Source organism: Vibrio nereis NBRC 15637, from assembly GCF_001591105.1.
In the GTDB taxonomy this organism is placed as follows: Bacteria; Pseudomonadota; Gammaproteobacteria; order Enterobacterales; family Vibrionaceae; genus Vibrio; species Vibrio nereis.
In genome coordinates this window covers 36,465-59,159 of record NZ_BCUD01000018.1, presented here as the reverse complement: position 1 = coordinate 59,159, position 22,695 = coordinate 36,465, and the positions used below count along the sequence as shown (strand labels likewise).

General features: G+C 44.0%; 14 protein-coding genes and 2 tRNA genes. 4 read left to right on the top strand and 12 right to left on the bottom strand.

The annotated features are described in order from the left end of the window. Nucleotides 1-40 precede the first annotated feature (40 nt). From VNE01S_RS15795 to VNE01S_RS15755, 9 genes are all read right to left on the bottom strand, one after another. Nucleotides 41-2,152 carry a TonB-dependent receptor gene (locus VNE01S_RS15795; protein ID WP_053394631.1) on the bottom strand — a complete coding sequence of 704 codons (2,112 nt, stop codon included), beginning with the start codon at nucleotides 2,150-2,152 and terminating at the stop codon, nucleotides 41-43. Nucleotides 2,153-2,315: 163 nt separating this feature from the next. Then, a complete protein-coding gene (gene fhuB / locus VNE01S_RS15790; RefSeq protein ID WP_053394632.1) occupies nucleotides 2,316-4,316 on the bottom strand; it encodes a Fe(3+)-hydroxamate ABC transporter permease FhuB in 2,001 nt (666 codons plus the stop codon). Continuing rightward, nucleotides 4,313-5,209: an ABC transporter substrate-binding protein gene (locus VNE01S_RS15785; protein WP_053394633.1), complete on the bottom strand. Its 897-nt coding sequence runs from the start codon at nucleotides 5,207-5,209 to the stop codon at nucleotides 4,313-4,315. The genes fhuB and VNE01S_RS15785 overlap by 4 nt, the downstream gene beginning before the upstream one ends. A 22-nt stretch (nucleotides 5,210-5,231) precedes the next feature. Continuing rightward, a complete protein-coding gene (locus tag VNE01S_RS15780; RefSeq protein WP_053394634.1) occupies nucleotides 5,232-5,999 on the bottom strand; it encodes an ABC transporter ATP-binding protein in 768 nt (255 codons plus the stop codon). A 120-nt stretch (nucleotides 6,000-6,119) separates the two neighbouring features. Further along, the gene (locus tag VNE01S_RS15775; RefSeq protein WP_053394635.1) at nucleotides 6,120-6,857 is read right to left on the bottom strand and encodes a siderophore ferric iron reductase; all 738 of its coding nucleotides are present in this window, start codon (nucleotides 6,855-6,857) and stop codon (nucleotides 6,120-6,122) included. Nucleotides 6,858-6,950: 93 nt separating this feature from the next. Continuing rightward, nucleotides 6,951-8,000, bottom strand: a complete 1,050-nt coding sequence (locus VNE01S_RS15770; RefSeq protein WP_053394636.1) for a DUF2955 domain-containing protein — start codon at nucleotides 7,998-8,000, stop codon at nucleotides 6,951-6,953. After that, on the bottom strand, nucleotides 7,990-9,066 hold the full coding sequence (locus VNE01S_RS15765; protein WP_053394637.1) for an HlyD family secretion protein: 1,077 nt from the start codon (nucleotides 9,064-9,066) through the stop codon (nucleotides 7,990-7,992). The genes VNE01S_RS15770 and VNE01S_RS15765 overlap by 11 nt, the downstream gene beginning before the upstream one ends. Before the next feature lie 387 nt (nucleotides 9,067-9,453). Next, complete coding sequence (alr, locus tag VNE01S_RS15760) at nucleotides 9,454-10,683, bottom strand: alanine racemase (protein WP_053394638.1); 1,230 nt, start codon at nucleotides 10,681-10,683, stop codon at nucleotides 9,454-9,456. A gap of 104 nt (nucleotides 10,684-10,787) precedes the next feature. Continuing rightward, nucleotides 10,788-12,419, bottom strand: coding sequence for a methyl-accepting chemotaxis protein (locus tag VNE01S_RS15755; RefSeq protein WP_053394639.1), 1,632 nt, complete (start codon nucleotides 12,417-12,419; stop codon nucleotides 10,788-10,790). Between the two features lie 486 nt (nucleotides 12,420-12,905). Here VNE01S_RS15755 and VNE01S_RS15750 point away from each other — a divergent pair, with 486 nt between their 5' ends. Continuing rightward, nucleotides 12,906-13,688, top strand: coding sequence for a DsbA family protein (locus tag VNE01S_RS15750; RefSeq protein WP_053394640.1), 783 nt, complete (start codon nucleotides 12,906-12,908; stop codon nucleotides 13,686-13,688). 801 nt (nucleotides 13,689-14,489) lie between these two features. Next, on the top strand, nucleotides 14,490-17,456 hold the full coding sequence (locus VNE01S_RS15745) for an Ig-like domain-containing protein (protein WP_053394641.1): 2,967 nt from the start codon (nucleotides 14,490-14,492) through the stop codon (nucleotides 17,454-17,456). A gap of 313 nt (nucleotides 17,457-17,769) precedes the next feature. Here the strand turns inward: VNE01S_RS15745 and VNE01S_RS15740 are convergent, their stop codons facing one another. Continuing rightward, complete coding sequence (locus tag VNE01S_RS15740; protein ID WP_053394642.1) at nucleotides 17,770-20,217, bottom strand: DUF11 domain-containing protein; 2,448 nt, start codon at nucleotides 20,215-20,217, stop codon at nucleotides 17,770-17,772. Between the two features lie 682 nt (nucleotides 20,218-20,899). On the opposite strand from VNE01S_RS15740, the gene VNE01S_RS15735 reads away from it, so the two are divergent. Together VNE01S_RS15735 and VNE01S_RS15730 are read left to right on the top strand one after the other, a co-directional pair. Then, a tRNA-Leu gene (locus tag VNE01S_RS15735) sits at nucleotides 20,900-20,986 on the top strand. 37 nt (nucleotides 20,987-21,023) lie between these two features. Continuing rightward, a tRNA-Cys gene (locus tag VNE01S_RS15730) sits at nucleotides 21,024-21,097 on the top strand. A gap of 90 nt (nucleotides 21,098-21,187) precedes the next feature. On the opposite strand, the gene VNE01S_RS15725 is transcribed toward VNE01S_RS15730, so the two are convergent. Next, complete coding sequence (locus tag VNE01S_RS15725) at nucleotides 21,188-22,120, bottom strand: CHAD domain-containing protein (RefSeq protein ID WP_053394643.1); 933 nt, start codon at nucleotides 22,118-22,120, stop codon at nucleotides 21,188-21,190. Between the two features lie 9 nt (nucleotides 22,121-22,129). Then, complete coding sequence (locus VNE01S_RS15720) at nucleotides 22,130-22,567, bottom strand: DUF4174 domain-containing protein (RefSeq protein ID WP_053394644.1); 438 nt, start codon at nucleotides 22,565-22,567, stop codon at nucleotides 22,130-22,132. Between the last annotated feature and the right edge of the window lie 128 nt (nucleotides 22,568-22,695).

The window sequence follows — 22,695 nt, the reverse complement described above, 5'->3', positions numbered from 1 at the left end:
GTTATTTTTTACTGTACTTTAGATCGCACTAGACGATGGACTAGAACTTAACCTGATAGTTTAAAGTGTACGTACGGCCACGGCCTTTGTATTCAAACATATCTGAATTGCCATACCATAATTTTGCACGTTGGCTCCAACTGGTTACGTAGTCTTCGTCCATTAGGTTTTTGATACCAAAGCCTAGACTACCAACAGGTAGTTGATAGCTACCGATGAAGTCAACCACTGTATAGCCTTCAAGTTCTCTGTCTTCTGCATCCTTGTAATCGAACATGGTTAAGCTTTGAAGTTTTAGGCTGTAGTCTTCTTGATACCAGCCAACCCAAGCACCTGCTTTCGATGTACTTGCTTCCATCGCTTTGTAGTCTTCCCAGCCGTTGTCGGTTTCTAGCTCAGAGACTACATAGTGGCCAGATACACCTAATTGCAGTGCGTCTGTCGCCCAATAGCTCACCAAAGCTTCTGCGCCATAAATACGTTTAGGATCAACCAATCCAGAAACAGTGAAGTTGTTTTCGTACTGAACTGTTGCATCGGATAGTGAGTAGTAGAGGGCAGACTGGACAGACAGTTTTTCAAGGTCGGTTCTGTAGCCCACTTCGTAGCTGTCTGTTTTAATTCCCTCAAGCTTAGAGCTGCTTACGCTTGTGTTAGCGTCTTTACCGTAGTATTTGAACACGGGTGGTAGGTCGAAACCTTGAGAAAAGTTTGCCCAAACTTGAGATGTTGGGGTTAGGTGGTAAATCGTACCTAGGTTAAATAGGCTTTCGGCATAGTCAGTACTGCCACCTGGCACTAAATCAGAGCTGGATGTTTTTCTAAAGTCAGCAACTTTCGTATCCATATATTGATAGCGATAGCCTGCTTGAACCAACCAGTCATCAGTAATTGCATATTCTGCTTGAATAAAACCTGCCAAAGAGTCGGTATCAATGCCTGGGTAGCGGCCGGCCATGTCATCGATGACATGCACTAAACCACCCGAGTTCTCGGTTAATGATTGGTTGTAAATCGCTTTATCGCTTTTAAATCTATCCAAATATCCGTCGATACCGTAAGTGAAATCTAATGCGCCGAGTGATTTACTCATAGCGATTTTCATTAACCATAGGTCAGTACTTTGGCTAGAGGAGCTGGTGGCGAGTGACGTTCGACCTTCGCTCGTATACGGTGTATAGCTGTGCGCTTCTGTGCGGTAAGCTAGCTCAGCAATGAGGTTATGGCTCAGGAAGTCGTCATTGCTGTAAGTTGCACTGAGCATTTTCCGCTCTGTGCCTTGCTGTCGTTCGGCATAGTAGCCATCACGTACGTCAACGAATTTGAAGTTGCCATTGCTGTCTTTTTCAAAGTACAAACCGTATTTGGAGTCTTGCTGGCTGTCGTAATATTGCGCCAGCAGATTCAATTGCTGACCTTGGTTAAGTGCAATTTGCGCACTGCCCATCAGGTCGATCGTTTCGTTAAACTGGTTTGAGCCCTGAGTGATATCCGGTGTAATGATGTCTCCGTCGGTGTCAAAAAAGCCTTGGGTTTTGGTATACGCGACAGAGGCACGAGCCTGAACGTTATCATTGCCACCTGAGATAGATTGCGCCAGTTTGTAGTCAAAGTCTTCACTAGAATTTAGGCCGGAAGTGCCTCCTACAAAGGATTCAAATTCCAAATCTTCACTGGTTGCTTTCTTCGTTATGATATTAATGACACCGCCTGAAGCCCCCGCACCGTATAAAGAGCTCGCGCCGGAAAGGACTTCCACACGCTCTATATTGAAGGGGTCAATAGCATCAAGTTGGCGGCTAACTGAACGAACGGTCTGTAGCGATACGCCATCGATCATTACCATCATCTTACGGCCACGAAGGTTTTGGCCAGCATGGGTTCTTCCTCCGCTATTCACATCAAGTGATGGAATCGAAGCAGCCAGAATCTCATCGAGACTTTTACCGCCTCGGTATTCTTCTTCAATTGTTGCAGAGTCGATGTACCAAACCGTACCAGGGATATCGCTGATCGCTTTGGGCATGCGGCTTGAAACAACGACCATTTCATCGAATGTGCTTGTCTCTTGAGCTTGACTGACAACCGGGGACACGATAGCTGCGACAGCTAATGCAGTCGCGGTGATTGGAAAACTTCCTTTTTCTTTCATTACTTTCACTTTAATTGTAGGCCATAAATATTGTGGCGAATAATAATTATTATCGTTTGTCTTATCAATACTGTTTTGTTGTTTATTTATGCAGAATGTTAAATACGAGACAGTGAGAAAGGTAAATCTAACGGTAGAGATATTTACCTTTCTAATCATGCGGTTATTGGCGTCGCATTAGGTAAAGGAAGTATCCGCCTCCGATAAGAGAAGCGAGCAAGCCGGCAGGGAACTGCCAAGGGAACCACAGCGTGCGGCCTATCCAGTCGGCGGTTACCATCACCACTCCACCTATCATCGCGGCGGTTAATACCTGCGGCAATGCGCGATACTGATGAAATGAGCGCGCCATATGAGGAGCAAGTAGCCCGATAAAGCTCAGAGGCCCTATAACGATGGTGCACAAAGTCGTTAATGCGGCGACAAGAAGCAGTAATAACAATCTTACCAAGCTGCAATTTAATCCAATGCTGGTCGCTGTAGTTTCTCCAAGCCCGATCAGTTCGATCCAACGGTGTGAAAGCGCGGAAAGTGTACCTAAAACAGTGACTCCAATCAGCAACAAGAAAATATCTTGCTCAGACACTAGATACGTAGAGCCGGAAAGCCAAGTGAGTAATGCGCGAGCATTCTCGTGATCAGAACTCATTGCTATGCGCAAAAAAGCGTCCAGACCAGCACTTAGTGCGATACCCGTAAGCAAGGTTTGTGTAGGAGCAAAGTTATGCTTACGACCCATGAGCCAGACAATGGAGGTGACCGCTATAGCTCCCATTGTGCCAAGTAGCATTTGGTCACCTCGGGTGACAACTACACCAGATAATGTTCCTAAGACCAGTGCAAGGGCTGCGCCTGAGCTTATCCCCAAAACCTCGGGGCTTGCCATTGGGTTATTGGATATTCTTTGGATGATGGTGCCTGCAAACGCGAGCCCAATACCAGCCAGCAGCGCAACAAAAACGCGTGGTGCTCGCAGTGAAAACAGTGACCAGTCTGTAGTGATTGTCCAGCCTAACTGATTCCGGCCAATCGCAATCGCAGCTATGGTTGCAGCCAGTAACGCGATGGTTAAACCGCCAACCACTTGTTTTACGTTAACATGCCGATAGTGAAGGGTGGTTTCGTCGCGTGCTTTTTGCTCGGTTTGTAGGTTCGTACGCCGTAGCAGCCACAGCAAAAATGGGGAACCAATTAAAGCAGTCATAGCTCCTGTTGGTAAGAGCTCTCCACCTACACCAGAAAAAGGCTGAATGGCCAAGTCGACAATAAGCAGCATGGTTGCGCCTAAACTACCGCTCAGAATAATTTGTTGTGACAGTTTGCGAGCCCCAAGGATTCGAGCGATTGCAGGAGCAACGATTCCAACAAACCCTATCAATCCTACTTCACTGACGACAGCTGCGGTCATAAAAATGGCAATAGAGAGGCACACGAGCTTTATTTGCTTGATATTCACACCGATAGATGTCGCGACGGTATCACCAAATTGCAAAGCGGCTAAAGGTCGTTGCAGCATCAACAAAATAGAAGTGGGAACTAGAATGAGTGGGATCAAGGTTTGAACGCTTGTCCAGCCATTTTGGTTGAGAGCGCCTGCTCCCCACACAAAAACGCTTGTGAGCTGCTGTTCATTTAACATCACCAGCATGGTGTTTACTGAGCCCAAAAATAGGCTAACAACCATACCCGCGAGTACCATGTGTAATGGAGCAAAACCGCGTGGCGCACTTAAGATAAACACTAGCCCTGTTGCCAAACACCCACCTAAAAAGGCAGGGATGAAAGCTGAAACAGCAAAGCCCGCAGGCAATAATAGCAGCCCTAAAACCATACCGAGTTCAGCGCCTGCCGCTACGCCAAGAGTGGTTGGTGACGCTATCGGGTTTCTAAGTACAAACTGTATCACACAGCCAGAAACCGCGAGCGCAAAACCACATAGGATCGCGACGGTAAGTCTTGGTAGGTACGTTAAATGGGTGATCAGTTGTTTAAAATCAGCAGAATCGAAGTTAAAAATGGTGTCCCAGAGTAGTGACAGCCCCTGTGAGTACGGGGCCGTGATATGCAGTAAAACCAGAATGATCGAAGAAAGGCTGAAGATAGTAAAAAGCGCTTTTGGGGTTTTGAAAAACGCGCTTTCTAAGGCGATAGAATTTGAGTTCATTTACTGTTTATCAATTGCTGAGTTATGTTTTCACTGAATCGCTGTGCGGCGATCAATCCACCGAATGTCCAAATAGCAGGGAGTTCATACACAGAGTTGGTGCGTGTAAACTCCATTGCTTGCCAGAGTGGGGAAGTTGTCAGTTTTTGACGCTCTGATTCTTTAAGCGGCCCAAACAGCATTAGGTTTGTTTGTTGGTGTTCAGCAAGCTTCTCAGTACCAGACGTTGTAAATCCCCATACATTGGTTTGCTCTTGCCAACTGTTGTTTAAACCCATCACATCGATTGTCGCTTGGGCTAACGAACCCTGGCTGTGAATGCGTAAGGTTTTATCATTAATAAAACGAGCAAAAAGGAGAGGTTTATCTGCCTGACCGGATGAGCGAACTTTGTCCCCATTGGCTTTTAACATAGCTAGTGTTTGCTGGATCACTTGTTTCGCTTTTTGCTCTCTATCGAGCAATGTTCCCAATTGCAGGGTTACCAACTTTGCCGCCTCTATGGGTTGTTTGGTCTCGTTGTACACACTGTGAACCACCACAGGAGCAATGGCGTTAAGTTGTTCATAGGCGGGAGCCAAGTGTTTACTGATGAGTATTACATCGGGCTTGAGCGAGGTAATTAACTCTAAGTTTGGCTCACGTCGGGATCCAACATCTACAGCGTCTTTGTTTAATTGCGGTTGCACCACCCAGTTTTGATATCCTGTTACATCAACAACACCTAGTGGCTTCACCCCAAGACTGAGTACCGTCTCAGCCAATACCCAATCGAGTGCAATCACTTTCTTTGGAGTTTCATTGAACGTTGCTGTGCCCATCTCGTGTTGAATTTCTAACGCATGGATATTGAAAGAGAGCAGGGCTAACAAAAGAGCGGATATTTTTTTCACAACAGAGTCCTTTTGTATTGATTTATGGAACGTAACTGATTGACTGGCCTGTTTCCGGGTGCTTGAACAGGGCCAATTCCATTCCATATATTTGCATGAGTGTTTCTGGAATCATGATGTCGGTAGGGGAGCCAGATGCGATAACTTTACCTGAATGCAAAGCGATTAGGTGGTCACTAAATTTGGCGGCCATATTGACGTCGTGGAGGACCATGATCACTGTCAATCCTATCGATTGATTAAGCTTACGGATCAGTGACAGCAGTTCATACTGGTGTGCCACGTCAAGCGCAGACGTTGGTTCATCCAAAAGAATGCATTTACTTTGCTGGGCAAGCAGCATAGCAACCCAAGCTCTTTGTCTTTCTCCTCCAGAAAGGGTGGCGACAAATCTGTCTTTAAAAGATGACAATCCCACTTTTTCAATCGCTTGATCCACTAAGTCATAATCGGTTTGCTTGTATCGGCCAAAAGCCCCTTTCCAAGGGTAACGCCCGAAACACACTAACTCTCGTACCGTGACGCCATCAGTGATCGGAGGGTGCTGAGGAAGATAAGCGACGTTATGAGCAAAATCGAGCGCGGTAAAACTTGAAACAGGTTGGTTGTTAAACAAAACGCGCCCAGATGACGGCGTATTTTGTCGGCTCAGCAACTTAATCAATGTCGACTTTCCACAGCCGTTATGACCAAGCAAAGTCGTCACTTTCCCTTCTTCAAATGTCACGCTGGTCGGTGTAAGAATCGTTTTGTTGTCTATTTGGAAGGACGCATCGACAAGTTGATACATGGCAAAATTATTGTTTTATCAATGATTACGAGATATGGACTTTAACATGATTAAATGAAAATGATAACAATTATCATAACTAATAATTATGTAGATAGCACTGAACGGCATTGAAAGGTATTAGGGCTTGCGCTTATTGTCTGGATGCCTAGGGCAGTCAGAGCACAGCTTTCGTCCGTCGCACTTGTAAACTAGGCAACAGCTAGTGCGAATCAACTTTAAACTGCTGCTGTTCTGATCATAGTGCAGTGTATTGGCGAGCTTTAGTGGCAGATTAAAAGCAGAGAGCCATAGTTGTGCTTGTTGGTGGAGGTAATCTGCGTTCAGGTCAGGCATAAACTGATTTAACCTGACTATTGAACCAAGAATACCATCAGCAATGAGATGGTTAGTAAAACCAGGCCTTATACGCGTCCAATGGCTAATTTCTTCCCTGAAGTAGCTAAAGAGTTGCTCTAATTCTGCTCCTGCGCGCACAATTAACTCTTCTGTCCTTCCTTCTGTGTAATGGCTGTCAGAAAACTGATAACCCGAAATAAAGTTAGGCTGAACTTTTTGGCCAATCTTCAATAAATCGGGAAGACCACCGCAGGAATAAATAGAAACAAAAGCCACGTAGATCGGTTGCCAGCAAAGCAGCGTCCAAGTCCGTGTTAACCAGTATGCTGAACCCGCTTCCGGGTGCGTTGCTTTTAGGGTCTCATACAATTCACGTATATTTTCGGAGCAAGGATGCTCAATATGCAGGATCTTCTGCGCTTGAGCATCGTCCGGAATAACTTCTATCGTTCCATCGAGATAGGGCGTGATTTGTCTAGAACGCTCAAAGAGATGTTCATAGAAAGAATGAGAGTTCATTTGCTGGTTGGCCAGGTTAATTCAGGTGCTCAGTAGCATAGTGAAACCAAAATAAACTTGCAAACGAAAATCATTATCAATACGAAGTGTCTACTAATCTTTGATACTTGCTGGTGTCACTTCTTCTGCATCCTGTGTCCGTTTAAATATTGGCTTTGCCATGTAAAAGTCCATGATACCAGCAGCCAAAATCATATAGACGCTAGCAGCGAGAATCTGGGCGATTCGTGGGTAAAACGTCGCAGAAAAATCACTGTCCGGAGATTGTGTGGTGGAAAGAAGAATCACCAAAAACGCGTCAAATATACCTGCATAAATCGCCGCTTTTTGACCTTGTGAAAAGATCTGTTTGGACGCTAAGAACGCGATGGTCCCAGCTAAGAGCAGATAGAAATATAAGTTAGGATTTAATGTGATAAGAGTGAGTGCCACTAGGGTGATTAATCCACCAACTGTGTTGGTTAAGAGTAAAAAGATACTCACCTTAGCACTATTTTCTACCGTGACTTGCAGTGACAAGATCACCACAAAAATCATCATGACGAGGTAGTCAATCGAGCCTAGCCAGTAGACATATAAAACAACAGGAAATGCGATGACCAGTGCACGTATACTTTCGGTCACTCTCTGCTTTTGCGAAGGAAGAGCAGGTGGTTCCACTTCTTCACTTTTACGGTGTGGCACAAGCATGTGTACCAGTATATAGAGAACAATAGCCACACCACCAGATGTGGTTATCCCCAGAGCAACAAGCAACGATCTGCTTGATGCGCCTTCACCAAATAGCGGGATCATAACTGCCCCTACCAAAACCAAAGTGGCTAAGAAGTTCCACTTTGGATCAATAAAGCCGTAGTAGCACCAGAACATGAGCAGCCCTATGGCCAGTAACATGGGCAAGGGATATTGGACTAGCCCCGCGGACGCGAACACGGCTATTCCAAGCAAACAGAGCATGGCAAGAACTAGTTCATACACGGTGTGCCAAGTAGGAGCCTGACGACCCACTAAAAACTTTGACAGTAATACGGGCATTATGTACGCCAAGGTCCAGTTGTACGTAGCAGCGACACCAATCGCTAGTGTTAGTGCTAACGTAAAACGCAGTACCGTAAGCTGAAAATCCGTTAATCTAGCGAACATATGACAACGCGCTTACGATGCGAATCCACATTTTTCCAAGCATATCGAAGAAAAAGTTACTGTTGTCCGAATAGATAATGACATCAGCTTGGCCACCAATTCGTCTTAAGCCGATTGCTTGGTCGTCAGAAAATTTAATTGTAACAGGGAAGTATTGAGTATCACGCAACCAACCCACTTGTGGGTTAATTTGAGCCAGTTTTCCGAGCTGTTCATTCTGCCCCCAGTTTACACCGTAGTCTGTTGATACCACTTCACCTTGAAAAACGCGGCCAGGTGCAAAATCCAAAGTAAGCTCAACCTTATTGCCTGGTTTTATGTGTTCTAAGCTGTTCTCACGAAAGTACGCCTCTAACCAAATATCGTCGACCGACAGAAATGACATAAGAGGTTTACCAGCGTTGGCGTAGAAACCTGCTTCTAAACGAAAGTTAGACACACCACCGTGAGCGGGAGCACGAAGAGTCGTACGCTCTAAGTTGAGCTGTGCAATTTGTAGTGCGCGCAAAGCAGACTGTACTTTTGCGTTATCTTGGCCAGCTTTACCTAAGGTTTGCTTTGCTTGCTGTAAATCCGCTTTAGCACGGCGTACATTTGCTTCAGCACTTGTTAATTGGTTATTCGCTTTGTCTTTTTCTGCTACAGGTAGGAGCTTTTTGCTGACCAGAGCAAATACGCGGTTAGCTTGTTGACGCACGTTGTCTAGGTTTGATTGCGCTTCGCTCAAACGAGCTTGGGCAGAGTCAATATTCGCGGTCTGAGCACCAACTTCTTGTCCTGCAATTTGCAAATTGTATTGCGCTTTTTCAAGTTCTAATTGGTAATCGGTTGGATCAATTTGCACCAAGACATCACCGTTTTGTACCTCTTGGTTTGGCTGTATATGGACTTGCTTGATCGCACCACTGACTTGCGGAGTAATCGGCACCACATAACTGCGTACACGGCTCAAATCAGTAGATGGAATTTTCCTATCGGCAATGATATGAAATACGAGGAAAATGACGATTAAGCTAACTAAAACAACGGTGATTTTTTTAAGGGAATTTTCAGTATCGGCGGCCATAGGTCGGAGAGTCTAGTGAGGAGTTTGATAATATTATAAGCAGGATTCGAGATGCTGTGAATCTATCACATAAGGCGCTCAATGCTGGAATAGAGTAATTAAACTAAATTTGAACGAAAAGCTGTATGGATTTTTAATTAAGAATCATAGAGATAGGCGGCTTACTTTGGTCTATTAATAATGTTTCATTTCTTGCAAAAAATTTATAAAAATTAATAAATTGAAAGTTTTTCCATGGTTGTGATGCAGGTAAGAGAAGGAAAGCAACGTTTAAAGACTGCATGAAATAAAAGTTCTAAATAGATAGATCTTGGATATGAGATCTAAAAAGCGAGCTCAGAGCTCGCTTTTAAATTGAAACTTAAACTTTACCGATTTAGATGAAGTTTATTTAACGTATACGCGTGGGTTACTGGTACCCCAAATAGTATAAAGCTCAGGGAAGATCACTTCCGCGTGTTGCTCCATTTCTGACGCGGAAATCGTCTGTTTCTTCTGCGTTCCGAATAAAACAACTTCAGAGCCTGGTTTTACGCCTTTAATCTCCGATACGTCTACCATGGTTGTGTTCATCGACGCGACACCAACCACTTTGGCGCGTTGTCCATTAATGATCACATCCGCTTTGTTGCCCATTTTTCTTGGATAACCGTCTGAATAGCCAACAGGAATGTTGGCCATCACACTTTCTTTATTAGTGGTAAAACTGCTGTCGTAGCCAACAGTGCTGTTCTCAGGCAGATGGTGCAGTGAAGCGACACGTGTTTTGAACGAAACAATCGACGGGTACTCTGGGTTAGTGGGTAAGTCACCGTACAATACGCCACCAGGACGAACCATATCCAGCTGTGCCTCAGGCACGTTTAGCGCCGTATAGGAGTTTGCTACGTGCAATAAGATGTCTTCACGATTAAGCTTTGTGTTCTCAATAAGCCAGGCAGAGTTGGTTTTAAAAGAGGCTAACTTGTTGCGCACGTCATCAGCATTGTAGTTCGGGAAGTGAGTCATAATACCTACAATACCAACGCCTGACTGCTGAGCAATCTCAATCGCTTCTTGCTTACCTTCTTCTGTTGTCATATCGACGCCGTTGCGTCCCATGCCGCCATCGTTCAACGCAAGGTGGACTTTAATCTCGCGATTTGCTTTTTCTGCAAGTTGTGACAGCGCTTTCGCTTGTTCTGCGCTCCCGATCAACTCTTCGATGTTGAACTCAAGCGCGCTTTCAATTTCAGCAAGGTCTGCAGAGCGTACACGCATAAGTTGGCCTTTAAAGCCGCTATCACGTACCGCTTGAGCTTCCGCATTGCTTGCTACCGCGACACATGGGATCTGCTGTTCGATGATGGTCGGCATTAAACCTTGAATACCGTTACCGTAAGCGTCGGCTTTCATTACAGCACAGATCTTTGTGCTGCTACTCATATGCGTTTTAAACTGCTCAATATTGTCGCGAAATTGGCCTAGGTTCACTTCCAACCAAGCGTTAGAGGCTGGAATATGATTTTGTTGCTCAACGTTACTGTTAAGCTGAATAGGGGCACTCGCCACCTGCATAGCCGGAGCAAGAGTTGCAGCAGCAATAGTCATTGAAAGTAGAGTTTTCTTTAAAAGCATAACGTCTCCATATGCATTTATGTTTTTATTAATAAGGAAAACGAGTTTACTTGGTGGTATAAATACGCAACAAGATTCATTTTTCGTTTTCTGGCAGACGATCATTAATTGAGTTTAAATCGACCCATCACTTCTTGAAGTGAGACAGAAAGTTGGCTTAGCTCGCGACAAGCTTGAGTGGTTTGATCTGAACCTTGGGCGACTTCTTGAGATGCCAAGTGAATGTTTTCAATACTACGGTTCAGCTCTTCAGCAACTGAATCTTGCTGATTACAAGCGGTCGCGATTTGGCTGCCCATGTCTGAAATGTCAGCAATAGAGTGTTCAATGTCGCTCATCAACTGTTTTGACTGGATACCTTTTTCGGCACAGCCTGAAATGCTGCTTCGTGACAGTTCAGTTGCTGATTTCGCATCTTTCGCCAGTGATTGTAGCTGCTCAATGATAGACGTGATCTCGCTGGTGGAATCCTGTGTGCGGCCAGCAAGTGTTCTTACTTCATCAGCAACCACAGCAAAACCACGGCCTGACTCTCCCGCACGCGCTGCTTCAATAGCTGCGTTTAGAGCGAGTAGGTTGGTTTGATCGGCAATGTCGCGAATCACATCAACAATGACATTGATCTTGTTGGATTGCTCTTCAAGCTCAGAAACCGTATCACCGGCAGTACCAATCACGACTGATACTTGCTCAATGGTGTCTACCATGCTTTGAGTTTCGCGAACGCCATGTTGTGTGCGTTTGTTTGCTTCATTGGCCTGGCTTGCAGACTCTTCGGTATTGCGTGCAACATCAGCGACAGTTGCTTTCATTTCTGTCATTGCAGTGGCGATATGCGTGATTTGCTGCTGCTGATCTTTCATTCCAGATGCAGACATGTCTGAGATCTGTGTCATCTCTTCTACCGCGCTGCTTAGCTGAGTGACTGCTGCGATTACATTGTCGATAACCTGGCGTAAGTCGTCTTGCATCTTAGTGGTAGCATCAGCCAAATCACCGAGTTCATCATTCCCGATGGCTTTACGGTCAATAGTGTTTGACAGGTCGCCAGTCGCAATAGCGTTTGCCTGTTCAACGACCAGTTTTAGCGGGCCGCAAATGAGACGAGTTAATACATAAGTCATGGTAACCATGATCAACAAAATAGTGATATTGCTTGCAATAGAGGAGTTGCTCAGACCATTCACAGATGAAAGGATGTGGTTTTTGTTGCTATCCATCGCTTGTTTCAGCATTTTTACTAGCTCGTACAAATCGGCATCCACTGCTTGGAAAGCCGGCAGGGATCTTTCTAATACTGGGAACGCTTTTGTTTTATCGTTGGCCAGCATCGCGTTATTGAACTGGTCCATTGTCACCAAGTAGCTTTCCCAGTTCTTCATGACACGCTGGTAAGTTTGTTGCTCTTTGCCTGGCCAAACTGTTTTTCCGTATGACACGAGCTCTTGCGTGATCTTGTCTCGCTCGCGGATGTTGCTCGCGATTTTATTTTTTATCTTATCTTCACCTTCAAAGGTGTAAGCAGCAAACTGTGAGCGGCGCCAGCGGGATAAATCATCACGAATGGCATCCACTCTCTCCATTGCAGGTAGGGTGTCATCCGTATAATTGAGTAGTTCGGATTTTATGCTTTTTAGCTCTGTAGAGAGGAATGCGCCAAAAGCAATATTGATGATAGCGATGATCAAAAAGGAGAGGGCGATCTTCTTCGCAATAGACAAATTCTTGATAAACATTCGTGACATACCTTGTTTTTATGTTGTGCAGGTAAATTAAGCTATGTCCCTATAGCTCCAATATGTGATATTGGTCCATATTTTTATGCAATCTATGTAAACTACCACTTATCCAGTGGTTTTTCGATAGCTATATGCAATTTGGATCAAAATAAATTTTGTCAATAATTTCAGAAAGGTAAGACCAGTACTCCATCAGTTGCATTGCTAGTGGGTGTGCTTGTGAATCTGGCTGGAGTTGCTTTAACACTCCTCATGTGAAGTTATATTATCTCTATAGCTCCCTAAATTGACTAACAACAACCCCTTTACAATACTTGAAAAAATGGAAGTGTTTTTTGTATTTGAACCTACTTAATATTAAGAGTTTGATTTGTGGTTGTAAGCTTTCTATTCGATAGATGTTGAATGGAATTATTCCGTAGATTTGAACGCAAAAGATATGAATTGGGCTATATCCACGCTATTTCATAATGGGAGCGTAAAATGTTAAAACATATGGGAAAAATATTAGTTCCGCTAGTTTTACTTCAGTTTATCGTTGGTTGTGAGTCAGAAGATACGGATAACTTAAAGTTAGAGATAGAATCATTAAAACAGGAAATGAGCCAACTTTCCAAAGCGGTAGGGAAGATTGAAGGCGATATAGAAGAGGTGAAAGAACTCGCATTAAAACCACCAAAGAAACAACCTAAAACCCTACCAAATCAGCCTAACTTTACAGAAAATGGAAACCTTCCAATATTAGGCAGTAGTGAAGCCAAAATCGCAATTGTCGAGTTTTCTGATTTTCAATGCCCTTACTGCAAACGCTATACGGATAATGCTTTCAAACAGATCAAAGAAAATTATATTGATACTGGGAAAGTTCAATATGTCGCGCGAGATTTTCCACTTAACTTCCATCCGCAGGCTAAACCCGCAGCAATCGCCGCCATGTGTAGTTTCAAACAAGGTGCATATTGGCCAATGCGAGACATGATGTTCGGTAACATAAAACAGTTGAGCGAAGAGTTCTTCCAAACAGCTGCTACAGATTTGTCATTGAATATGGAACAATTCTCGAATTGCTTAAAGGATAAGGCTGTTGCCGAAAAAGTGGAGAAAGATTTAGCGTTAGGCAAATCTCTAGGCGTACGTGGCACGCCAAGTTTTCTTATCGGCCGTGTCGAAAACAATCAACTCGTCGAACCTCGAATTGTTGTAGGCGCTCAACGGTATCCAGTCTTTGAATCACTATTAAATGAATTAGCTAAAGAGAAAAAATAAACTTAATAATACCGTAAAAAATTAAATTAAAGGCAGCTATATTGGCTGCCTTTTTATTTATTATGAGTATTAAATGGATATTGTAAATTATTTAATTGTTTATCGTCGGTCTTTATATTCCTTTAACGATAGAGTAATAGTTACATTATGATACTAGGTGGGTATTATGAGTTGAGGGACATTTGATTTTTTGAATTTGTCAGGGCAAGGTCATCGTTATGACAAGTGACTAATATAAAAGGATTAAGTCTGAGATTAATTAAACATTAACTCTAATACAATCATGGTTGCATATATTTAAAAGGCTTGTTTTAAGTCTATGATTATAAATTGGTTTATTTTTATTTGAGAATTTTTCATCAGATTGGTTGAAATTTAATCTAATACTTTGATAGTATTTTTGGCCTCAAAGCTCTGCTACAACAAATAAAAGTCATCTATACAGGATATTGAGTTAGCTGCATTTATGAAGGCTAACTATAAGCTTTTATACGTTAATGTTAGTAGTGCTTATATTTAAAAATGATAATAATTAAAAGTTTCTCTATTTTTAACATCCGTAATCAAAATTGAAACGTAATTTTTAGATAGTTTTTCTTAACCTAAACAACGAAAATTTCTTTCTGGTTGATAAACCAGCAGCTTTCTATGGTTGCTATTTAGTTCTGGATTGAATTTGAAATTCCAAATTAAATAAATCTGAAAAATTTAAGTATGCTTAATATTCTCTCACAATCAAAAATATTAAAAACCAATGCTTTTAAATTCTCCACTGTACTCCTTCTAGGAACATCGACACTTTTGTTCAATACATCAGCGGTATCTCAAGATGCGATCTTTACGCATGAACACCCCGCAGAGCAGAACAATAGTCAATCAAAGTCTGGTTTGGGTATTGCGTCAGAGAAGCGCCAAAGTGCTTTGGATAATACCAAAGCACTAACGAAAGCTCTCGCTCACTACCTTAGTGCAAAAGATAAAAGCAAAGCAAACTATCTTAACCAGATGGTTTCTCTCGTAAAAGAACGTCAGTCTCTTTTGTCTGAACTTGCACAAGCAGATCCTGCTTCTGTATCTAGTGTTGTTATGACAAAAAAACAGCGTAACGAAATGCCCGAGGAAGTACAGGCGTTACTGGAGCAAAAACAGGAGCTTGAAGGTGAGTTGGAAGTCTTTTATGAAGACTATGAAGATCACAGTAAGAGTCGTCTGCGTCATGTATTGAAAACAGCAAACGGTCGTATTGAGCTAAACATGGCACAAGACGTGAAGAACAAAGCGTTTAAAACGGGCAGTAAAGTTCGTGCTCGTGTCTGGAAATTTAAAAGCACCACTGAATCACCAGATTCTCTGTTAGTCACAAATGAGAAGGATGGTTTAACGATTCTGGCACAAGATAGTACAGAAACATCGCCAACTTCTGCTGTAAGTACTTCTTCCTTATCTAATACTAAAGGGGAGCAACGTACGTTAGTTTTGCTTGTCAATTTTCAAGATAATGTACAACAGCCGTGGAGCATTGATGAAGTCAAAAGCATGGTCTTTGGAACCGTCAATCAATTCGTGAAAGAAAACTCGAGTGGTCAGACTTGGTTGAACGGTGATGTACATGGTTACAACACGTTGCCAATGGACTCTACAACCTGTGACTCGAGCAGTATTGATCGTTATGCCCGTCAGTATGCCGAAGAAGACGGTATTGATTTGAGTAATTATAGCCGACTGATTTATGTGTTTCCGAAGGTAGCCAGTTGTGGCTGGACTGGAAAGGGAACTCTGGGCGGCACTCAATCAAGAGCTTGGATAAATGGAGCTCTTACCTTGAACACGATTGGTCACGAGTTGGGTCATAACTTTGGATTGCACCATGCTGAAAAGCTGGATTGTGGTGATGATGTTATTGGTGATAACTGTGTTTCGGTTACATACGGAGATACCCTAGACATCATGGGAGCGGCTGGCGTTAAAGGGCATTATGGTGCGTACAACAAAGAGCTGTTGGGGTGGATAAGTCGTAGCGAGAGCGAGATAGTTGTTGCGGATAGCGACGGCAGTTATCAACTTGCGCCATACGAGTCGACGGCGGTGGGGACGTTGAAAAGTCTGAAAGTCAGACGTGGTACGGATTCTGTCACGGGTGAACCTAGCTGGTATTATATTGAGTATCGTCAGCCGATAGGATTTGACAGCTTTCTAGAAGGCAAAGATGGTATTACCAATGGTGTGGTATTCCGTGTTGCATCAGAAGCGAATACCAAAGGCTCTCAGTTACTGGATATGACACCGTCTAGCTCTTGGGTCGATATGGATGATGCTGCACTGCCTGTCGGTAGCAGTTATACCGATCCTGAAGCTGGCGTCACGATTACCACTGAGTGGGCAAATAGTACGGGTGCAAGTGTGCATGTCAGCTTTTCGGCACAAACCTGTGCACAGAGCAATCCTACAGTGACACTGGCACCGAACACAGTAGTTAGTGGGGTAGCAGGAAGTACCGTCAGTTACAACGTGACAGTGAAAAACAATGATGGCAATGGATGTCCAGCTTCAGGTTTCAATGTGTCGGCTAATGTACCGGCTGGTTGGACTGCTAGCAATGCCACATTGAGCCTGGCTCCGGGAATCAGTGGCACGACTACGGTGAGTATCACGTCGAGCGAAATGGCAGCAGACGGCGCATACGATATCGCCATTCAGGCGGTCAACGGAGCTGACAGCCGTTATCTTAATCAAGTGACGGCAAACTATACGGTTGAAGCTCCTATGGAGGTGTGTTTGTTGGCAAACCCTGTATTGGCGCTAACGGCAAACCAAAGTGGTGAAGTTGCGCCAGGCACAACAGTGAGTTACACCGCTACGTTGACCAGTCAGGACAGTGAGACTTGTGATGCTGCGGTTGTCGATGTCATTGCCAACGTGCCTGACGGTTGGACTGCAGATAGCAATACGGTTACGTTAGAACCGGGTGGGAAGGCGTCTGTGAAGCTAAATGTAACATCCTCTATTGACGCTTCAGAAGGGGTTTATCCCGTAAATGTGAATGCATTTAATACGGCGGACATCAGCTATCGTAGTAGTGCTGAAGAGCGTTATTCGGTGGCGGCTACAGAGCTGGTTTGCAACTCAGTGGCTCCTCGAATGGCAATCTCGTCGACCTCAGGTGAGGTCGCAGCTGGTACGTCCGTAGCTTATAATGTGACGGTCACCAATCAGGATAAATCAGACTGCGCGGCAACAACCTTCAATGTGTTCGCTGAGTTGCCTGCGGGCTGGAGTGCGACAAACAGCAACGTGACCCTGAATCCAGGCCAGAGTGCGACGTTATGGCTTAACGTAACTTCGGCAACGACAGCGCCAGAGGGTATGTATAACGTTATTATCAAAGCGCAAAATACTGAACAAACTAACTTAATCAGTAGTGGAACGGCCACCTACGTTGTTGCTAGTGCAGTGAATACATCACCAGTAGCAGTGAACGATGCGATAACGTTGTCTTCTAAGAACGCTATGTTGATCAATGTCCTGGCCAACGATAGCGATCCCGAAGGGGATACGTTGTCCATTGTCAGCGTGACTCAGGGAGCTAAAGGGTCGGTTCAAATTACCGCGGATGGACAACTGCTTTATACGCCAGCTAAAAGCTTTAAGAACAGCGATACGTTTACTTATTCCATCAGTGATGGGGATAAAACGGCGACAGCAACCGTCTCTATCAGCATGAGTGGCTCTGAGAGCGGCGGTGGTAACAAGGGTAAAGGTAAAAAATAGTCGATACCTGAGCTAGTTAAAGGTTATATAAACCACAATAAAAGAGGCAATGTTGTATATCCATTGCCTCTTTTATGTTTGTCCTGTGAAATAAAAATTATGGTTTTGTTTCTTCTGAAAGTTTTTGATCAAACAAGGCTGGTAAATCCCCGAGTTCCTCTTACACCCAAAGAGTAGGTAAACTAATATCGTCACTGATCGTTTTAAGTATGGTCTTATATTGAAGGTATAATAATTAAAGGACGATGAGTTAACTAATCGTCCTTTAGTTTTACTTTGTATCAGAATGGGTTATTGCATGCTAGACAATGCTTTAAGGCTCATTCGTAACAAAGATCATTTCAACCTGTGTATCGACTGGAGCGGAATCGCCATCGTCCAGCGAGAAGATTAAGCCGTTCGGGCCAGTAAACAACTGGTTGATGTCTGGATCAGTAATACCGGTAGCAAATCCTGGGTACAGTTTGATCGTAAAGCCGCACTCAAGCGTCGACCCTTGCGAGATAACTGCACTAGCAGAACAGAACGAGTATGGTCCGTCAGCGGCACCGTAAGGTCCAAAGCCAAGCCCGGTTTCGTTGAGAATATCAAATGCTCCAGGAACACCACCACCGTCTACCAGGTTAACACCACCAATTTTCAGTGCTGCGATAGTTACATCATCGACACCGTTATTTGGCAAGCGTACAAACACTCTGGCTTTAAGAGCAATTTCAGGAGTGATCTGCAGCGGTACATCGAGGAACTCGACGTCGGCAGGGTCACTGGCATCTTTCATTGCGCCATCAGAGTCAATACCTCGGATTGTGGCCATATTGGTGAGTGTTTCACCGGCATTACCTTGAACTTGCAAAGTAATTTCACAGCTTGCGTATTCTCCTGGCATCAGCTCAACCCCGTCGCCAAGTGGCACAGTAGGGACAAGAGGGGCACCATTTTTGGAGTCGACATCACATTGTGAGGTTAGGTCTGTAAATGTCGCAGCGCCATCTGGGTCAACCACATCTTCTAAAGTGTCGAAGGTAACGTTATCCACACTGCTTCCATCCACACTGAACTCAAACTTGTAAACGACATCTTCAAAGTTGCCACTATCACCGGTTTCTGGCACTTGGTGGGTTACACCATCTGCCTCGCCGCCAGCTGTTTTGATCAGTGCAATAACGGACGGTACATCAGAGAAGCTGACAGTGGCACTGTTCATCGCTGTATCAGTATCGTTCTCATCGTCTGTCGCTACCGCAGTGACGGTGTTGGAGTGCGCTGTATCACCAAAATCCCCTTCTATAAGCGCAGTGAATGTACAAGTATAATCGCTACCTGCTGCAATCGTAACGCCGGTATTACAGGTTGTCGCTGTTACTGCTCCACCAACACTGAGTAAGTTAAAGTCAGTATCTGTTAGGCTGGTTAATGTTAGAGGTGAGTCCCACGTTTCATTGGCTGCCGCATCGTTAGTGACAGTCACAGTAAACTCAACCTCATCACCTGGTTCTAAAACGGAAGTTGGGTCGGCAGTTTTAGAAACACTAATTTCAGGTGGTAAATTGGTGATCTCTACAGACTGCTTATTACTACAGAATCGACCCGCTACACCACCAAGCCCCATTGGGCAAGTTTCACCATTGAGCACATCGTCACCATTTTTATCTAGTAGACTCAGTGCCACGACGTCGTCGATAAGTAATGGCGCTGCAATCATAGGATCGGTGATGTTTGGCAAATCACTAGCGACGACGTGTATCGTAAATTCACAGCTGTAGGTACTAGATGGAGGAATTTCGCCAGCACCATTACCTATGTCCGCGGGCTGCATACACTCGGTGTCTGTCAGATAGATTCCGTCAGGTGTAGCTGAAGTCACCGTTGTGGTAGAACCCCATAGGTTCAGAGATTCTTCACTGTAAAGACCGTCTGCACCGATATCAAATTCATCAGTTAGCGATGTGATAAACAGTGAAGTTGAGTTGTCGTTAGTGAAGCTCACTGAGTAAGTAAATTCACCCCCTGGTTCTGGTAATGTGTTGGTAGTCTTAAGTGTTTTGGTAATTGCTGGAGGATCGGGTTTGATGAATACATCAATATTAAAGGTGTCACAATTACATTTAGACTTAGTGTTCGGGATTTGGCCCGGATAAGGATCTTCTGCAATTGTACAGTTATCACGCTCTTGATTATCCCAAGCGGCACAATAAGTGAAGTCTGCACGATTGTCATTATCTTCATCGGTACACAGCATTGTGATGGTTTCGTTGGTCAGCGTGTACTCATCTGGTCCCAAGGCCTTGGTGATATCACCACAAGCGTCGCCGTCAAGGTCGACGTCTGCTGTTTCTCCACTGCCGCCAGGTACAGGTAAAATCATGCTACAGTTTCTTCCACCGTCTTGCACAATCTGCGGGCTATCTTCAGTTAAAGGGAGGTAGAAAGTCGTATCGTAACGTTCATTCGCATTGGTACGAATGGTGACATCTGCTTGAAATGAAAATATCTTACCTGGTGAACATTCCGCATTCGGATCTAATGGTATCACCTTGGTAATTTCAACGTCGTTGGCGGTACAGTTTAATGCATCCTGAGGCAGTGAGTTCCCCGGCTCTAACAGATAAGCGTCGGCCATACAAACTTTCTCGGCAGGGGAAAGCGAATAGGCCTCAGCATGAGCGGGAGAATGACTCGTTATCCCATACAGGGCAGCAGTGCTAACCAAAGCAATACTGAGTGTTTTGGTGAGCCGACTATATATTAATCGTTCCATCATTTACCTTCTTGTGTCATATCAAGTTGATAAAAAGGGTTTTTTTGATGGCAACTATGTTTGCACTAATATCGGTTGTGCTAACATCAGCACCATCTTAACTTCTAGCCCTTGTTCCAAGACAGCAGTCCTCGAATGATCAGTACCTCACTTTACGTCTTTGAGTCTGCCGTCAACTGGCCAATACAAAAGCAAAAAACAAACCAATCTATATATGACTGATTTTTATATGGTTTTTTAATATTTCAGAATGAAGCTAGCGTAATTGGTGGACACTTAGTGAAACAGCGTTGGAATGATTAACATAAAAATACATGAGAAATCAGTGGGGTAAGTAACACGTAAACTCAGGTGTTACAGGTGTTACAGGTGTTACAGCTAGAGCACTTTATACAATTTGGAGAAAGTGCTCGTGTGACGGGAAAAGTCTTTTTGTCCTAGTAGAATTTATGTCTGCGCATTAATTATAAGTAGTTAATCTTTTTTGGTTGCTTTGTGTCCGCATTGAATGCAAAGTCGTCTTGAAGGGCTATTTAATGTCCATTTGATTGATAAATATGAAAATTTTTATTGACCTCAAATCTTAATCCGTTAAAGTACGCCTCGTTCTTACGGCACAGGCCGTTAGAGCTCGATACTCCCCCTATAAGGTATCGAGGTGGTGTTACCATCGCATGATTGCGTTGCCCTGGTGGTGGAATTGGTAGACACAAGGGATTTAAAATCCCTCGGCGTTCGCGCTGTGCCGGTTCAAGTCCGGCCCGGGGCACCATCAAACTCTCTCTGATAGAGTTAAAAAAATCAGGTAAGGCGCCTTGGCAGAGTGGCTATGCAGCGGATTGCAAATCCGTGGACCTCGGTTCGACTCCGGGAGGCGCCTCCATTACTTATTTGCCAGCCCTTAGTGCTGGTATTTTTGTTTTTCGGGCCTGAAAAGCATATCCCACTGAAAAATTCCGTTGATCAGCACATTTTATAGATAGGGCGCTGTAGTATTACTGTTTGCCACATGCTTTCTAAAGGTTCTGATCTCTTCTAACGCGGCCTCTCTTGCTAATTCATGTTGTTTCTGAGTAAGACACACAAGAGAGTTAATCGCCTTTCTGACCGATTTACTCTGTTCTGATTTATCACGCAGGTCGATAAAATGCGCCAACTGAGTTGATGAGTCATTAAAATCCCCTAACTTGTCTTGGAGTGACTTGAGTCGTGCCACGTTCTTTTTGTGGTAGTTATCGATATACAGAGGCGCAAAGTACTCCAATAAGTAACGCAGCTTTTTACACTCGATACGAACTTTATGGACAGCGGCATCAGGGCTTTTTTTACTGATTTTCGTACACTTACTCAGCACTTTTTTCTGGTAGGTGAGAATCTTATTACTGGCAAATAACTTGGTTGAATACTGAATAGGGAGCGAGTCGGACGCTACTGAACGCATAAGGCTATTTCGCAACAAAGCGCAGGTAGCAGTATAGTCCGGGGTGTTTAGCCACGCTTTCACACGTGCTTGCTCTTGTTTTCTCTCCTTTGCAATACCTTCGAATAAAGTTTCGATCGCCCGCTTGTGTTTTGCTGTCCCTGATAGGTAGTTTCTCTTGCTCAACAAGAAGACATCTAGATCTCGTAGTCGGCTAGTTGGTTTCATAAGAGTAACTAAATGTGTGCTGATTAAACTAACCTCAAAAGGTGGTAGCAGTTCTTTGAGTAATTTAATTAATGAACGACAACGGCGAAGTGATACACGGTATTGATGCAAATACTCAGGGTCACGATCTTCCTGAATATCGTTTTCCAAACTACGTGCGTATTCAAATTGACCTAAAAGGTAACGACCAAACAAATAGGGTAAATCACTATCGGCAGAGAAAGTCTGATTAGTCGTGTATTTGGGAGGTAGTGTCATGGGTTGGCTCTAAGCAGTACAAGGGCTCGAATTTTTGAAACTTTCCGCCTCGCGAGTGGGGGACAAATCTATCATTCGCATTATGGCTTTCCAGTCGGTTGTTTTGCCCCAGCGCAGTTTTTCTGTTCCATCTTTTCCTATCAATACAGCTGTATGCCTACTGGGTGGAACGCCATAGATCTTGAACATATTCAGCAGGTTAAACTCTTCTTTCACCCAGCTTGGGTTAGCAAATCCATCGGCTGTGATAACAAGAGTGACGATGTCACGTTCAGATAACTCACAATCATTGATCATTGTTTCAAGCAAAAATTGCTTTACGTGCTCATCGTTGCTTGGCGCGAAATAGATAACACTTCTATGAGCCCAGTGGTTAGAGTAGGAAGGGTAGGCATCACAAACGATCGGATTGAAAATCACGCAAAGTAAAAGCAACAGGGAACGCATGCTAAGCCTCCGGGTATCACTATCCGATGTCGACAATAAGTTAAGTGTAGGTGATAAGAAGATTAGCAGTGAGAAAGATAATAACGCTTAACCTGATGGTACGATTAGCGATACAATCCATTTACAGT